Source organism: Paenibacillus selenitireducens, from assembly GCF_002021565.1.
GTDB lineage: Bacteria > Bacillota > Bacilli > Paenibacillales > Paenibacillaceae > Paenibacillus_K > Paenibacillus_K selenitireducens.
In genome coordinates this window covers 12,620-29,186 of the sequence record NZ_MSZX01000017.1, presented here as the reverse complement: position 1 = coordinate 29,186, position 16,567 = coordinate 12,620, and the positions used below count along the sequence as shown (strand labels likewise).

Annotated in this window: 13 protein-coding genes; 1 reads left to right on the top strand and 12 read right to left on the bottom strand. The window is 47.7% G+C overall.

Annotated elements, in window-relative coordinates; translation table 11 throughout:
* Positions 1–106: 106 nt before the first annotated feature.
* A complete protein-coding gene (locus tag BVG16_RS28590) occupies positions 107–2,134 on the top strand; it encodes a beta-galactosidase (RefSeq protein ID WP_078502613.1) in 2,028 nt (675 codons plus the stop codon).
* Positions 2,135–3,019: 885 nt separating this feature from the next.
* On the opposite strand, the gene BVG16_RS28585 is transcribed toward BVG16_RS28590, so the two are convergent.
* The 12 genes from BVG16_RS28585 to purS all read right to left on the bottom strand — a co-directional run bounded on the left by BVG16_RS28585 (position 3,020) and on the right by purS (position 15,804).
* A complete protein-coding gene (locus BVG16_RS28585) occupies positions 3,020–3,328 on the bottom strand; it encodes a hypothetical protein (RefSeq protein WP_078502612.1) in 309 nt (102 codons plus the stop codon).
* Between the two features lie 64 nt (positions 3,329–3,392).
* Positions 3,393–4,229 (bottom strand): alpha/beta hydrolase, encoded by an 837-nt coding sequence (locus BVG16_RS28580; RefSeq protein ID WP_078502611.1) that lies wholly within the window; start codon positions 4,227–4,229, stop codon positions 3,393–3,395.
* Positions 4,230–4,363: 134 nt separating this feature from the next.
* Positions 4,364–4,537 (bottom strand): hypothetical protein, encoded by a 174-nt coding sequence (locus tag BVG16_RS32975; RefSeq protein WP_158081824.1) that lies wholly within the window; start codon positions 4,535–4,537, stop codon positions 4,364–4,366.
* Between the two features lie 337 nt (positions 4,538–4,874).
* Positions 4,875–5,873 (bottom strand): aldose 1-epimerase, encoded by a 999-nt coding sequence (locus tag BVG16_RS28575; protein WP_078502610.1) that lies wholly within the window; start codon positions 5,871–5,873, stop codon positions 4,875–4,877.
* 695 nt (positions 5,874–6,568) lie between these two features.
* Positions 6,569–7,834: a phosphoribosylamine--glycine ligase gene (gene purD / locus BVG16_RS28570; RefSeq protein WP_078502609.1), complete on the bottom strand. Its 1,266-nt coding sequence runs from the start codon at positions 7,832–7,834 to the stop codon at positions 6,569–6,571.
* Positions 7,835–7,864: 30 nt separating this feature from the next.
* Positions 7,865–9,412 (bottom strand): bifunctional phosphoribosylaminoimidazolecarboxamide formyltransferase/IMP cyclohydrolase, encoded by a 1,548-nt coding sequence (gene purH / locus BVG16_RS28565; protein WP_078502608.1) that lies wholly within the window; start codon positions 9,410–9,412, stop codon positions 7,865–7,867.
* Between the two features lie 40 nt (positions 9,413–9,452).
* Entirely contained in the window at positions 9,453–10,070 is a 618-nt protein-coding gene (gene purN, locus BVG16_RS28560) for a phosphoribosylglycinamide formyltransferase (RefSeq protein WP_078502607.1), read from the bottom strand.
* Positions 10,070–11,116, bottom strand: coding sequence for a phosphoribosylformylglycinamidine cyclo-ligase (purM, locus tag BVG16_RS28555; protein ID WP_078502606.1), 1,047 nt, complete (start codon positions 11,114–11,116; stop codon positions 10,070–10,072). The genes purN and purM overlap by 1 nt, the downstream gene beginning before the upstream one ends.
* Before the next feature lie 37 nt (positions 11,117–11,153).
* A complete protein-coding gene (gene purF, locus BVG16_RS28550) occupies positions 11,154–12,659 on the bottom strand; it encodes an amidophosphoribosyltransferase (protein WP_078502605.1) in 1,506 nt (501 codons plus the stop codon).
* Positions 12,644–14,887, bottom strand: a complete 2,244-nt coding sequence (gene purL, locus BVG16_RS28545; protein ID WP_078502604.1) for a phosphoribosylformylglycinamidine synthase subunit PurL — start codon at positions 14,885–14,887, stop codon at positions 12,644–12,646. The genes purF and purL overlap by 16 nt, the downstream gene beginning before the upstream one ends.
* Entirely contained in the window at positions 14,865–15,554 is a 690-nt protein-coding gene (gene purQ / locus BVG16_RS28540) for a phosphoribosylformylglycinamidine synthase subunit PurQ (protein WP_078502603.1), read from the bottom strand. The genes purL and purQ overlap by 23 nt, the downstream gene beginning before the upstream one ends.
* 4 nt (positions 15,555–15,558) lie before the next feature.
* The gene (purS, locus tag BVG16_RS28535) at positions 15,559–15,804 is read right to left on the bottom strand and encodes a phosphoribosylformylglycinamidine synthase subunit PurS (RefSeq protein ID WP_078502602.1); all 246 of its coding nucleotides are present in this window, start codon (positions 15,802–15,804) and stop codon (positions 15,559–15,561) included.
* Positions 15,805–16,567: the final 763 nt, after the last annotated feature.

Genomic DNA, 16,567 nt, shown 5'->3' with positions numbered 1-16,567 from the left:
TTGTTATATCTATTCCGAATATCCTTTGATTGAACCTACTATACCACAGGCATATGATATTCATATAGTTATATAATCTATTCAGATTCGAGGAGGAACACAGAACATGACTTCGCTGAAATTCCCTAATAAACTCTGTTACGGCGGGGACTATAACCCCGAACAATGGCCTGAGGAAGTCTGGCTCGACGATATGCGTCTTATGCGCAAGGCAGGCGTGAACTTCGTAAGTATCGGTATTTTCAGCTGGGCTCTACTTCAGCCCAATGCGGATACGTATGATTTTGCTTGGTTAGACCGCTTGATGGACTTGCTCGCAGAAAATGGTATTTATGCGGATTTAGCAACAGCGACAGCATCACCACCCGCTTGGATGGCCGTAAATCATCCTGATATTTTACCGGTTGATGAGAATGGAGCACAGTTCCAGCACGGATCTCGCCAACACTATTGCCCGAACAGCCGGACTTATCGCGAATATAGCAAAAAGCTTGTCACCTTGTTGGCGGAACGCTACCAGAACCATCCTGCCTTGACGATGTGGCATGTCAACAATGAATACGGCTGTCATATCAACCGTTGTTATTGTGATCAATGTGCAGATGCATTTCGTGTATGGCTCGAAGCTCGTTACCAGACGATCGATGAATTAAATGCGCGTTGGGGCACGAACTTCTGGAGTCAGAAATACTACCGTTGGGAAGAAATCGGCCTTCCATCGAAAACGCCGACTTATGCGAACCCTGGTCAGCTCTTGGATTATCAACGATTTATGTCCGACAGTCTCTTAGATTGCTATTTAAGTGAATATCACGTGTTAAAAGAAATGACCCCGGAGATCCCGGTCTTAACGAACTTCATGCCGCATCACAAGCCGTTGGATCATTTCAAATGGGCACAACATCTCGATATCGTCACATGGGACAGCTATCCGGAACCAACAAAGGGCATCCCGGTGGATCAAGCATTCGATCATGATCTGATGCGCAGCTTGCGTCACGGACAACCCTTCTTGCTCATGGAGCAAGTGACAAGCAACGTGAACTGGCGTGAACATAATCCAATGAAGCGCCCTGGCGTGATGCGTCTATGGAGTTACCAAGCGGTAGCCCATGGCGGCGATGGCGTCATGTTCTTCCAATGGCGTGCTTCCCAAGCAGGTGCCGAGAAATACCACGGCGCTATGGTGACACATACAGGCGATGAACACAGTCGTGTCTACCGTGAAGTGGCGCAGCTAGGCAACGAGCTGAAGAAGCTCGATTCCGTTGTCGGTTCCCGTATTCAAGCGAAAACCGCGATTATTTTCGACTACGATAACTGGTGGGCGCTAGAACTGCCTTCCAAACCGAATAATGATCTGAAGTATATCGAGCAGGTCATGCAATATTACAGCCCGCTATTCCATCACAATATCGCGGTCGACATCGTGCAACCATCCCAAGATTTAAGCGCATACGATCTTGTCATTGCTCCAGCGCTTTATATGGTGAAGCCTGGGGTAGCGGAGAACTTGGAACAATTCGTTGAACGTGGAGGTACGTTAGTAACGACGTTCTTCAGCGGCATTGTAGATGAGAATGATCGGATTCATATGGGCGGTTACCCCGCGCCACTCCGTAAATTATTAGGAATCTGCGTAGAAGAATTCGATGCCATGCTGCAAGATCAACACAATGCTATAACAGCTGCCGAAGGCAGCAGTACGCTTCAAGGTACGTATCGTTGCAGCTTATGGGCCGACGTCATCCGCCTTGAAGGGGCGCAGGCACTTGCACACTTTGGGCAAGATTTCTTTGCAGGGTCCCCTGCGGTGACCGTCAATACCTTTGGCCAAGGTAGAGCCTATTATGTGGGAACACAAGCAGATGAGCAGTTCGTTACGAAGCTGATTCAGCATATACTGACGGAGACGGGCATCCAAGCTCCGATCGACGCACCGAAAGGTGTGGAAGTCACGTGCCGTGAGCAAGGTTCAGATCGTACCTTATTTTTACTGAACCATCACGCGGAGGCTGTTACCGTGCTGTTGAAGGACAAGATGATCTATCAGGACCTATTACAAGATACTTCGATACAAAGTCAGATCGAACTTCCTGCGAACGGCGTCGCTGTCCTGCGGTTTCAGATCTAACTAGTTCGCCTATGTTCACGCAAAAGAACCTTCCGAATCCTGCCCCGTAGAGGTGTAGGTTCAGAAGGTTCTTTACCACAATAGAATTTATAAAGTTTCGACTTATTGAAACTATAAAATTCTATTTGGCGATAAAAACTACCTCTATACGCGGTCGCTCATCTTCGAAAGTACCTCGATAGAGGTTTTTCTCACTCCACCAGAATTAATAAATGTTTCGACTTATTGAAACTAAAAAATTCTATTTGGCGATGAAACTGCCTCTAAACGCGGCCGCTCAACTTGGAATGGACTTCGATAGAGGTTTTAATATTCTAGAATTTATAGCTTTTCGAGGGATAGCCGAAATCAAATTAGGGTGCAGGGAACGGAGCGAGAAATGATCGGACACAGGAGACCTTAATTATGCCAAAAGCACTCAAAATGCAGGGTGAACGGACACAGCAGCTCTTATTATGCTAAACATAAGCTATATACTCATGATTCGAATGGAATAAGGTTATCTGAGTCCGCAAAACGGCTAATCTATGAGAATAACAAACAATAAGGTCTCTCATGTCCGTTATGCACAAAGAGCTTATTTAATTTGTCAAAATTCCGTATACACGACAGCTGAACTGAAACACCAATCCATCGCTCCTATCCACCAACGTATCTCACCTATCCACCAACGTATAGGTTCACACAATAAAGGACCGTCGAGTAATCCCCTGACGGTTTTTCACACTTAACAAATGCACAATACAAAAAAAATAACCTGCTGCCCAGGGATCAGGTTATAAACTAGCTTGCTTTCGAAGCGAGTTTTGCAAGCAAAACTTGTAGGTCGCTCATCTTCGAAACTACCTCGATAAAGGTTTTTCTCATTTTCATACTAAACTTCACTTATTTCTGCTGCTGCTTCATGCGTTCGATTTCTTCGGTCACCACGCAAGCCAAATCATCATTGTTATATGCCGCTAGCATGCCGAGCACAATCTCCTCCGCAATGGGTCCCGCTTCCTCTTTGGATACCGTGAGCTTAAGGGCTTCCCGAAGTTCCACATTATCCACTTGCTGCGGGTAGGCTTTCAAGTACAATACTTCCGGATCTAATCCGTTATTGATGCACCACTGTGCGAAGACAAGAATCATCATCCGCTCATCGCGTTGGAATTGTTCAATCATTTGACGCTCTAATTCATTATTGTTCATTGTCAGGCTCCTCTATACTTCATTCCCCTTATTGTACAAGGAATGCCGCATAAAATCAGCCCTTTTATATCATCCAATGCTGCCATTCGGCCTGACGCTCTTCCAGGTCCCTTAACCATGTCTTGGTCTTGCTGATCACTTGAGCCTGATGCGTGCCTGTCGAATACGTATGATCCGCTTGGAAAATAATCTCCTTATCGCAACGGCCGTCGCTGCGCAGCCAGAATGTCTTCTCATATAAAAAGCTGTAATCAACCGGAATCACATCATCACTCGTTCCATGCACAAGGAGCACATCCCCTGTAAAACGGTTCGTCTCTTGGAACGGTTGATAAAGTCCTAACGAATCAAAGTATTTCGGTGTGAAGCCGTATCCCGCATAGTCGGTCTTCCCTTTCAACTTCGATTCATCATACCCTTTGCGTCCGATAATCTTCACGATATCATTGAACGGATAACCAACGGCAGACCACAGGACCAATCGTTTGACTCGGCGATCCTTAACCGCAGTTAACAATGCAACCGCACCACCGAGACTATGACCAAGTAACGTGATTTTGGAAGGATCGACATCACTGCAGCTCATGCCGTAATCAAGCACCGTGCGCGTCTGCGCGATCATGGATTCCAGTCCGAGGTCTCCATACTCCCCCGTACTTTCGCCGCAGCCGCCATAATCAAAACGAAGCACCAAGTTCCCTGCTAATGCAAGCTCACGAGCTGTCTTTACGAATAAGCGATCGACACCAATTCGGTTGCCCACAAAGCCATGGCAAATTACAACAAGCGGGACTCGAAACCCGTCATTCCCCTCAGATCCTGCGCAACCCACGCCTTCCGGATAATGTATTGTACCTGCAAGCTGCAAGTCTTCGTGTTTTATGATAATATGACGTTCCATCATTTCATTCCCCCAAGCCATCAATTCACGTTAACCATTAATTGCGATAAGTTTACTAAGATTTATGTATCCTATATTATCATGATCGGAATATGCTGTCAATCGATGATCTTGAGGGATTTTGAAGCTATTCGTTAGTCATACATTCCGTAAAACTGTTTAAGCAAAAAGTAGGTTTCGTTATGCTCCTCTTCTGCTAACGAAGTTGCTTGATTCGTCTGCTCTTCTACGGATTGTGGCGCATCATCTATTGCTCTTGCTGCGTTGACTTCTTCTTGTTCTCCATAGTTAATGTCATAGCGTTCCATTGTAATCACCTCTTTGCTTGTTTGTGGAATGTATCCTTCTCAACCGTAGTGTTACGATAGAATGCCATTTTCTATGCATCCAAAACATAAAAAAAGCTCAGGCATACGCCCAAGCTTCATGAAAATGTTAACTTTGTCCCACATATTCCATTGTCGAGATGGTTACACTAGGGGCAATTTCCAGTACCTTATATTCGAGAAAGGACGGATTCATCCCTATGGCATTTCTTTATTTTCTTCGTCAATACTGGCAACCAATTATCTTAATTATTGCTGTATGCTGGGCTGCATTTTATATTTATCACAACCGTGCGCAGTTGTTTCGTAAAGAATAATGTTATTTGGAGACCACATAAATTCGGCTTGTCTCTTCCCACAACTCATGAGGGGCTAGAGCAAATAGACCCATTTCTTCAGATGGCAAATCCACATTCGGGGCATTCACCAAATTCACTTGCGGTTCTGGGCAGAAGAACCCTTCTGTCGCGCCATTATTCCAGATCATCCACTGTTTATACGAGGTTCCCGCATCATATACCAGCTTCACATCCGCTTTGGTATCCGTTAATTCCATTCGGTTACTCCCGTTCTGCGTCTGAATCGTATAGTGATTATCTAATGCTTCGTAGAACGGATAAATGCCTTCCCCTTGAAGCTTCTCTTCATTGGCTGTTAACGGTTGGAATTGGCCTGTCGGCAGCATGCGTTCATTTAACTCCCAGCGTTTACCTAACGTTAGCTTCACGCGATAGTCTTGAGGTGAACTTCCTTGAACGAACGGCGCATTAATCGCGGTATGAAAGGCAAGCAGGCACGGCATGATCTCTTCGCCATTGTTACGCACGGTCACGTGTTGGACAAGTCCGTCTTGGCTCAAGCTATATTTCAATCGCAAAGTGAATCTGAACGGCAAAAATTCGAAAACCGGATGTTGTTCATCCACAGTTACAGATACGATGACAAAGCTCTCATGCTGCGTTGTGCCGTATTCATCCACTTGCCAAGGTATGCTGTGTACAAACCCATGCAGATGATTCCCTGTCGCTGGTTCATTCACGGGGAATTGTAGTGTTCTACCCTTCCACGGCATACGGCCATCTTCATATCGATTCGGTGGGAATAATACGGGGATCCCATGAATCGTTGGACTTGCTTTGAAGGATCCCATTTCCTCCATGGTTGGCTCGCGAAGGATGCGATAGTTATTGACGGTATCCCGGAATGCAATCAGGTTGCCCCCGATTTTTGGAAGTAATGCAGCTTCATATTGCCCTGCTTGTAACCAAATGGCTTTTTCCCCTTGGAATTCGCCTTCAAATGCCTTGAAGTTAGTCATGTTCACGCTTCCCTTCCTGCTCCAAAAATGAACTTGTATGAGAACTTGTATGTACAACTTATTTCCACATTAGAACAGAGCAACCGAAGAGTCAAGGCCTATCCTCATATATTTCGGTTGTGCTAAATTGATGCCCCCAATCCAGGCTGATGTAGATCCTTTTCTTCAAACACACCTACCCGCTCCCCTCTTAATTTTGAACGTAGACGAAGGCTACTCTAGCCCCACCTCTTGATCCTTGGAGAAAACACTTTACCCCCACCTCCTAATCCTAGAAAACTACCCCATGCACCCATATCCTAGACGTACGCACTCTACCCCATCCCCCTAATCTTAAAAAAGGTACTCTACCCATCCCACCTATATTGGATTTTTGTAGTATAGAGTACATTTTCAGGCTAATTCTCAGGCTATATTGGATTTTTACAGGATACATGGCACTTTTGTGGCCAAAACAGGCTATTATCGCGTATTTGATTGGATTTATCCAGTATAGCGTTCAAAAGATAGCTCGAATGAGTAAAGTTGGTGGATTTATCCAATATAGAGGTGGAAGTGAGCTTGGAACACGGTTTAGCGGTGAGTGTTACTGGTTCATTTAGTTTTGAGGTTTGAAGTTTGAGGTAACAGTTAATATAAAAAAAGACCCCGCCATCCCCTGGCAGGGTCCCTCATCCAATCCTCTATCTAATCCTCTATACCAATGCTTTATTCGCAATATCGGTACGATTTTGTTTGCCTTCAAAATGAATCCGCTCCGCATCGGCATACGCTTTGGCACGCGCCTCAGCGATCGTCGCACCCAAGCCTACGATGCCTAGAACGCGTCCGCCGTTCGTCACAACTTGCCCTTCCCCATTCAGCGCAGTTCCCGCATGGAACACGATAGCCTCTTGCACTTCATCCAGTCCGCTGATCGGCAGACCTTTTGGATAAGATGCCGGATATCCGCCCGAAGCGACAATGACGCATACTGCCGCTTCGTCACTCCACTCAATTTCAAGCTCGTGCAGCGTTCCGTTCACAGCGGCCAAGAAAATATCTACAAGGTCTGTTTTCAACCGCGGCAATACGACTTGTGTCTCTGGGTCTCCAAACCGTGCATTGAATTCCACCGTCTTTGGCTTGCCGTCCGGCGTGATCATCAACCCGGCGAACAATACGCCGCGGAAAGGACGACCTTCTGCCACCATCGCTTTTGCCGTCGGCACAACAATCGTCTCGATCGCTTCATCGATAATCGACTGCGGGATATGCGGCAATGGCGAATACGTGCCCATGCCCCCTGTATTCGGACCTTTATCACCATCGAATACCGGCTTATGGTCTTGTGCCGGACTCATCGGACGAACGGTCTCGCCATCGACAAAGGCTAGGATCGACATCTCTTGTCCCGCCATGAACTCCTCGATGACGACTTGGCTGCCCGCGCTGCCGAACACTTTGCTTACCATGATTTCTTGAAGCGCTTGTTCCGCTTCTTCCATCGTCTGCGCTACCGTTACCCCTTTGCCGGCTGCTAATCCATCAGCTTTGATGACGATTGGCGCTGACTGTTGACGCAAGTAAGCAAGCGCATCTTCATAGTTATCGAATTTCTCGTAGGCTGCTGTTGGAATGTTATATTTGCGCAACAAATCCTTCATGAACGTCTTGCTGCCCTCAATGATTGCAGCATTTTTCCGAGGTCCGAATACCGGAATCTGCTTCGCTTCGAATACATCGACGATGCCATCCGCTAACGGGTCATCCGGGCCGATAACAACCAAATCTATCGCTTGATCCACCGCATATTGTGCAAGCTCTTCGAATTGACTCTCGGCAATATCTACACATTCTGCCAATTGTGCAATGCCGGCATTCCCGGGTGCGCATATGATATGCTTCACTTTTTCGCTTTTCCGAAGTGCCCATACAATCGCATGCTCGCGTCCGCCGCGGCCAACGACTAAAATACGCATCTGAGTGCCTCCTCTATCTTAGGTAATATCTTAGTGTTTGAAATGACGTACGCCCGTGAAAACCATGGCAATCCCGTGCTCGTTCGCTACGCGGATCGATTCTTCGTCTTTAATCGAACCGCCAGGTTGGATGATTGCTGTCACACCTGCTTGTACCGCCAATTCCACCGTATCGCTCATCGGGAAGAACGCATCCGAGGCCAATACGGAACCTGTTGCTTTCTCTCCTGCTTGTTCAATGGCAATTCGCGCCGAGCCAACACGGTTCATCTGACCCGCACCAACGCCGATGGTCATATCGTCTTTTACAAGCACAATCGCATTCGATTTCACGTGCTTCACGACTTTCCAGCCGAATAAAAGCTGCTTCAACTCTTCTTCCGAAGGCTGACGGTTCGTTACCACTTTCAAGTCGGATGCTTCTAATTGACGGATGTCTGTCTCTTGTACCAACATCCCGCCGTTTACGGAAGTTACAGCGAATTCCGTTGTACGCTCTGCTGATGCTGAGAACTCACCCAACTTCAACAAGCGGATATTTTTCTTTTTCGATAAGATTTCGAGCGCTTCTGGTGTAAAATCCGGTGCCATCACGATTTCTAGGAAAATCTCGCTTAACAACGTCGCTGTGTCCGCACCAATCACGCGGTTCGCTGCTACAATGCCGCCGAAAATGGAAGTAGGGTCCGCTGCGTACGCTTTTTGATAGGCTTCATGGATCGTTGCTCCAATCCCTACGCCGCAAGGATTCATATGTTTAATCGCGACAACCGCTGGCTCGTCAAATTCTTTGACAATCGCTAATGCAGCGTTCGCATCGTTAATGTTGTTGTAGGATAGTTCTTTGCCGTGAAGTTGCTCAGCTGTCGTAATGTTACCTGCTCCAGCAAGCGGTTTACGGTAAAATGCAGCAGTTTGATGAGGATTTTCACCGTAGCGAAGATCTTGAACCTTCTCATACGTGACAGTGTAGGTTTCAGGCAATGGCTCGCCCAATTGCTTGGACAAGTAATCGGAGATTAATGCATCATACGATGCCGTGTGACGGAATACTTTGGCCGCAAGGCGTTTTCTCGTCTCAAGTGTGGTATCTCCGCCTGCGCGCACTTCTTCCAATACATTTGCGTAATCCCCAGCGTCAACAACGACTGTTACGAACGCATGGTTTTTCGCCGCTGAACGAAGCATGGTCGGTCCGCCGATATCGATGTTCTCGATCGCCTCTTCGTACGAAACGTCTGGTTTTGCAATTGTCTGTTTGAACGGATACAAGTTAACAACGACGATATCGATGTAGTCCAAGCCTAATTCTTTCATTTGCGCCGTATGCTCTTCATTATCACGAACAGCTAACAAGCCGCTGTGAACCGCCGGATGCAACGTTTTAACACGGCCATCCATAATTTCGGGGAACCCTGTCACTTCGGAAATGCCGATGACTGGAACATCCTCTTTCTCTAACAAGCTTTTCGTTCCGCCAGTTGAGATGATTTCAACACCCAATTTTGCAAGTTCACGCGAAAATTCTACAATGCCTGTTTTGTCCGATACGCTAATCAGTGCTCTACGTATAGCCACGATGATAATTCCTCCTTGGTTCCATGGTATTTATGAAATGTTATGAATGAATAATCTGAACTTTTCGCTCTACTAATTGGACCTGGCCTTTGGCAATCCACTGCACAACCTGAGGATAAAGCTTCATCTCTACGGCATGAATGGACTCTGTTACGCTAGCTTCCGTCGCTTCTTCCTCAATTTCAACCGCTCGTTGTGCAATGATCGGCCCCGTATCCATCCCGCCATCTACAAAATGTACCGTGACCCCTGTCAGCTTCACACCCAGCTCCATCGCCTGTCGAATTGCATTCACACCTGGAAAAGCCGGCAGTAATGAAGGATGAATATTGATCATGCGCCCGTAATACGGCGTAACCAAGGTATCCGTAATAATTCGCATATAGCCTGCCAACACGATCAAATCCACTTTTTTTTCAGTTAAACGCTGTAAGATCTCTGCCTCGTAAACTTCACGGGACGCATAACGTTTCGGCTCAAAAATAAAGGGTTCGACGCCCGCCAACTTCGCACGCTCCACGACCTTCGCTTTAGGTTTATCGCACACAAGAAGCTCGATGGTCGCATCGAGCTCTCCCGCCTGTACCGCATCTGCCAGCGCCTGAAAGTTGCTCCCGTTCCCGGAAGCGAACACCGCAATGCGCAATGGCTGCTGCATTACACATCCGCTCCTGTGAAGGTAACCACTTTATCACCTGGTGTTACGGTACCTAATCTATACGCTTGTTCACCTTGTGCTGCCAAAGATGCAATCGCTTGTTCCGCTTGCTCTGCAGGCACAACGATGACCATCCCAATACCCATGTTAAAAGTCGTGAACATATCGCGGTTCGAAATGCCGCCCTTCTCTTGCATCAATTGGAAGATCGGGAGAATCGGCCAGGAGCCGTATTCGATATTCACGTTCACGTTCTCCGGAAGCATCCGCGGAATGTTCTCAATAAAGCCGCCGCCCGTAATGTGCGCCATGCCTTTCACTTGTACATCCTCAATCAATTTCAACACAGGCTTCACATACAGCTTGGTTGGTACAAGCAGCGTCGCCCCCAGCGTTGCGCCTTGAAGTTCAGGCAAAGCATCCGTCAATTGATATCCTTGTTTCTCAAGCAACAATTTGCGAACAAGGGAGAATCCGTTGCTGTGTACACCGCTCGATGCCAGACCAAGCACGACATCCCCTGGCGCGATGGTAGACCCGTCGATGATTTTCTTTTTGTCCACGATCCCGACCGTAAAGCCTGCGATATCATACTCGCCTTCAGCATACATGCCCGGCATTTCAGCGGTCTCGCCGCCGATTAAAGCACAACCCGATTCCGCGCAGCCATCCGCAATCCCTTTGACAATCGCTTCGATTTTCTCAGGCACAACTTTATCGCATGCTAAGTAATCAAGGAAGAACAACGGCTCCGCGCCTTGCACAATAATATCATTCACACACATCGCGACCGCATCAATCCCAATCGTATCGTGTTGATCCATTGCAAAGGCAATTTTGAGCTTCGTGCCCACACCATCGGTGCCAGAGACGAGAACAGGCTCCTCGTATTTATCTTTGTTCAAGCCGAACAATCCGCCGAATCCCCCTAAATCCGTAAGAACTTCGGGACGGAACGTTTTTTTCACGTGCTTCTTCATGCGCTCTACGGCTTCATTCCCTGCCGCGATATCGACGCCGGCTTCTTTGTATGCTTCTGAGGACATCCTTGCACACTCCTTTTTTTGCATATTGGGTATTGATTTATTCGCATCCGCAGCCAAACTTCTCGGTACCATGAAACTGGACTTCTGTCGGATAATCATTATCAAAACAAGCGAGACACAGTCCGCCGTTCAGTTCTTGTGTTGAATAGCTGTCGATCGCTTCGATCAAGCCATCTTTGGTCAAAAAGGCCAGCGAATCCGCATTGATCTCCTGCCGGATTTCTTCAATCGTCTTACACGAAGCAATGAGCTCCTGACGATTCGGTGTGTCGATCCCGTAGAAGCAAGGATTCTTGAAAGGCGGCGAGGTAATACGTACATGCACCTGCGTCGCTCCCGCTTCACGCAACAAGTTCACGATCCGGCGAGATGTCGTTCCGCGGACGATCGAATCGTCAATCATTACGACCCGCTTCCCTTCCACGACTTTACGAACCGCACTCAGCTTCATTTTCACACCTTGCTCGCGCAATTCTTGACTCGGCTGGATAAAGGTCCGGCCGGTATATTTATTTTTGATGAGCCCAAGCTCATAAGGAATTCCTGTCTCTTCGGCATAACCGATCGCTGCGGAAATACTTGAATCCGGTACACCTGTCACGATATCTGCGTCCACAAAAGACTCTTGCGCCATTTTTTTGCCCATACGCTTCCGCGCAGCGTGAAGATTTGCCCCATTTAAATCGGTATCTGGACGCGAAAAATAAATATATTCCATCGCACAGAGCGAGCGCCGCTGCATCTCGGAATATCGATCTTCCACCACACCGTTCTCATCAAAAATGAGCATTTCACCCGGTTGAATGTCTCTTACCAGTTCCGCACCCACGACTTCAAACGCACAGGTCTCGGAGGCGAATAAATACGCATCACCCAACCGCCCCATCGTAAGCGGACGAAGCCCGTTCGGATCCGATGCTGCGATCAACTTGTTGTTGGTCATAATCAGGAATGCGAAGCCGCCCACAAGTTGTTGCAAAGCTTCTTTCGTAGCAGCTACGAAATCCTTGCTCGACCGTGCGATTAAATGGGCTAATACTTCGGTATCGCTGGACGTTTGGAAGATCGAACCCTTAGCTTCGAGCTCCTTACGAATTTGATTGGCATTTACGATATTTCCGTTCGTTGCAATCGCTAGATCGCCGTCCCGATATTTGAACACAAGGGGCTGCGCATTTGCGAGCTTACTCTCACCTGACGTGGAGTAACGCACATGTCCGATGGAATTCGAACCGATTAAGGAACCTAAGCGATCCTTGTCGAACACTTCCTTAACGAGGCCCATGCCGCGATGATAGTTGAAGTCGCCGCCATCGGTTGTACAAATCCCCGCGCTCTCTTCGCCACGATGCTGAAGTGCATGCAGCCCATAGTAAGAAAGAGAAGCCGCGTCGGGATGACCGAACACCCCGAACACGCCGCATTCTTCTTTTAACTTGTCAAAAACACCTTCATGGCTGATACCTTCGTTATAATAATCACCCGTCCACAACTTCGGTGTGCGCTCTTCAGCGACCCGGGATGGTGTTATTTCATGAGACATGGAATCGCATCCTTCCAAACCTTCGCAAGTTGTGATACCGGTGCTGCAATGGCTGGTTTGCTGTTTACTAAGATGTTAAGGTCGTTCCCTTGAACGGTTCCGATTTGTTGTACAGGCACGCCTTGCTCACGAACATATGCCGCCAAACGTTCTGCATTTTCAGGCGTTGATGTCAATACAATACGCGATTGGCTCTCGCTGAATAACGCGAAGTCCGGACGTAAGTCCGCCGTAAAGTTCACGGATGCGCCTACGTTGCCACTAATGCAGCTTTCTGCTAAAGCTGTTGCAAGACCGCCATCAGACAAGTCATGTGCGGAAGCGACAAGTCCTTGTTGAATCGCGCTAAGTACGGTTTGAAGCAATGTGCGCTCTGTTGCAAGGTCGAGCTGCGGAGGTCTTCCTTCCGTTACTCCATGTACAACATATTGGAACTCACTGCCGCCAAGCTCTGCTTGCGTGTTACCAAGAAGCAGGATGACATCCCCTTCTTTTTTGAAAGCTTGCGTTGTAATGTGATCTGTATCGTGTACAAGTCCGACCATCCCTACAACCGGTGTAGGATAGATCGCGCCTTTGCGATTTTCATTATATAAGCTGACGTTACCGCCAATAACAGGTGTATTCAATTCACGGCAAGCTTCTGCCATACCGTCCACGGATTTCTCCATTTGCCAGAAAATATCCGGTTTCTCCGGACTGCCGAAGTTCAAATTATCGGTAATCGCGAGCGGTTCTGCACCGGAACATACGATATTACGAGCTGCTTCACTTACTGCGATACGTCCGCCAACTTCAGGATCCAAATAGACATAACGACCATTACAATCCGTCGTCATGGCAAGACCTTTACGTGTACCGTCTACAAGAACGACTGCCGCATCCGAACCCGGTTGAACCGCCGTGCTCGTGCGAACCATGTAATCGTATTGGCTGTAGACCCACTCTTTGCTAGCAACGGTCGGGGAAGCGAGTACCTTCTCCAATGCGCCTGTTAAGTCTGTCACTTCCGCATAACGCGTCGTGTCAACTTTTTCATTTTCGATATAGTAAGCAGGAACCGCGGATGGTTTGTTATAGATCGGACATTCATCCACAAGGGCTTGAACCGGCATATCTCCAACAACTTCACCTTGATGGATCAGACGAAGACGTCCGTCATCCGTTACTTTACCAACTTTGGCACAAATAACGCCCCAACGTTCGAAAATTTCTCTCGCTTGCGCTTCATCCTTCGGCTCAACCACGAACAACATCCGTTCTTGAGACTCGGATAACATCATTTCATAAGCGGTCATGTTCGGCTCGCGTTGCGGTACTTCGTCTAAGTACAACTCCAGACCGTTACCCGCTTTACTTGCCATCTCTGCACTGGAACACGTTAATCCGGCTGCGCCCATATCTTGAATACCGACGACAATTCCCGAATTAATCAGCTCTAGCGTAGACTCCATCACCAACTTCTCCATAAATGGATCGCCGACTTGTACCGCAGACCGTTTCGCTTCCGTTTCTGCTGTCAATTCTTCCGATGCAAACGTAGCGCCGTGAATTCCGTCGCGTCCTGTTGCAGGCCCCACGTAGAACACCGGGTTCCCGATTCCTTTTGCGACACCGCGCTGGATTTTATCATGATCGATTAATCCCACGCACATGGCATTAACAAGCGGATTTCCTTCATAACTTTCATCGAACATCACCTCGCCGCCAACCGTCGGAATCCCGATACAGTTCCCATAACCAGCAATCCCCGAAACCACATGTTCGAACAAATATTTCGCACGCTCTGACTCTAATTTACCAAAACGAAGGGAATTTAGAGACGCAATCGGTCTTGCCCCCATCGAGAAAATATCACGGATAATTCCGCCCACCCCTGTTGCAGCACCTTGATAAGGCTCTACTGCGGAAGGATGGTTATGGCTTTCGATTTTGAATACAACCGCTTGGTTATCGCCAATATCGACGATCCCTGCGCCTTCGCCCGGTCCCATCAGGACGCGTTCTCCGGTGACCGGAAAGCGGCGAAGCAGCGGTTTTGAGTTCTTGTATGCGCAGTGTTCTGACCACATGACGCTAAATACACCAATCTCGGTGTAGTTCGGCTGACGGCCTAAAAATCCGCAAATCAATTCGTACTCTTGCTCAGATACCCCAAATTGCTTGTAAATTTGCTGATCAGCGATTTGTTCCGCTGTTGGCTCCTTAGCCGATACTTGCTGCGCCATGTTGTTCCCTCCATGCATTCAAAATCGATGTAAACATCTTCTTGCCGTCTTCTGAACCTAACAGTTGGTTCACTGCACGTTCAGGATGTGGCATCATGCCTACAACGTTGCCCTGTTCATTACAGACTCCTGCGATATCTTCAACCGATCCGTTGGGATTATCCGCATAACGGAATACGATTTGATTGTTCTGCTTCAATTGTGCAAGGGTTGCCTCGTCACAGTAATAGTTGCCTTCACCATGCGCGATTGGAATATCGATCAACTCGCCTACTTCATATTGCGTGGTAAAAGGTGTTTTGTTGTTCTCTACACGCAAAATGGATGAATGGCAACGGAATTTCAAGGACGTGTTCCGACGCAATGCGCCTGGAAGCAGACCCGCTTCCGTCAAGATTTGGAATCCGTTACAGATCCCGATAACGTATTTGCCTGCAGCTGCTGCCTTGGCTACTTCAGCCATTACAGGAGCAAAACGGGCGATCGCACCGCTGCGAAGATAGTCTCCGTAAGAGAAACCGCCTGGCACGATAATGCAATCATATTTGGATAAGTCAGTTGCGGTATGCCATACGTAGTCAACGGGCTGGCCTACTGTTTGTTCAACGGCTTTGTAGCAGTCGATATCACAGTTGGAGCCTGGAAATACGAGAACTGCAAAATTCATGCTCTTAGCCCTCCAATTCAAAGCGATAGTCTTCAACCACCGTGTTCGCCAACAGCTTTTCGCACATTTGACGTACGCGCTCTTCGGCTTCTGCGCGATTTGTTGCATCGACTTCCAATTCCATGTACTTCCCGATACGAACTTTACCTACTTCGTTAAAACCCATCGAATGAAGTGCACCTTGCACTGCGACACCTTGGGGATCCAATACGTTTTGTTTCACAGTGACATAAACGGTTGCTTTGAACATTGACTATTTCCTCCTAGAGTGAAAAAATTTTATAAAAGTGCGTTTTAACCCTTCGGCAGGGGGCCATCCTTAATATCTAATTACACATCCCCCTAAATCCCCCTTCACTCCTGAAGAGGGACCCCAGGGACTTCGCCCCTGGACCCCGAAATGGTTCGGTTGAGCTGCAATTGGACTTCTCTAGTTGACTGACTTCAATGATCGCTTTCGTGCGCCGCGGTATTCCCTACGGGAACACCTTGCTTACACGCTTCCTGCTAGTTGAACCTAGTAACTTACAATCTAGCACACATCCCCCTAAATCCCCCTTCACTCCTGAAGAGGGACCCCAGGGACTTCGCCCCTGGACCCCGAAATGGATCGTTTGAGCTACAATTGGACTTCTCTAGTTGGCTGATTGCAATGATTGCTTTCGTGCGATCGTTATTGTACTGGCAATAACGGCACACACGCTTTACTATCCATCGAATTCTTGTGTTCGTTATGGCTGAGCCAATAACAAACCCACGCTATCCTCACACCGTTCGTGCCTGTGGCTGAACGGTTCCAAACTACTACTCTCTTACGACAGAGGAGATTGTGAGATTTACGATGAGATAATATTAGAAAGGAAAAGTGGGTGGGTCGGCTGAAGAGCGTTAGCGATCGCCTTTGAAATCGGGAATACCCATTTAACATTCCAATCCATATTCCTGATTTCAACAGCGACGGAAGCCGATTCACCTACGTTCCACACCCTACTTTTATCACAATTGCGTTACTT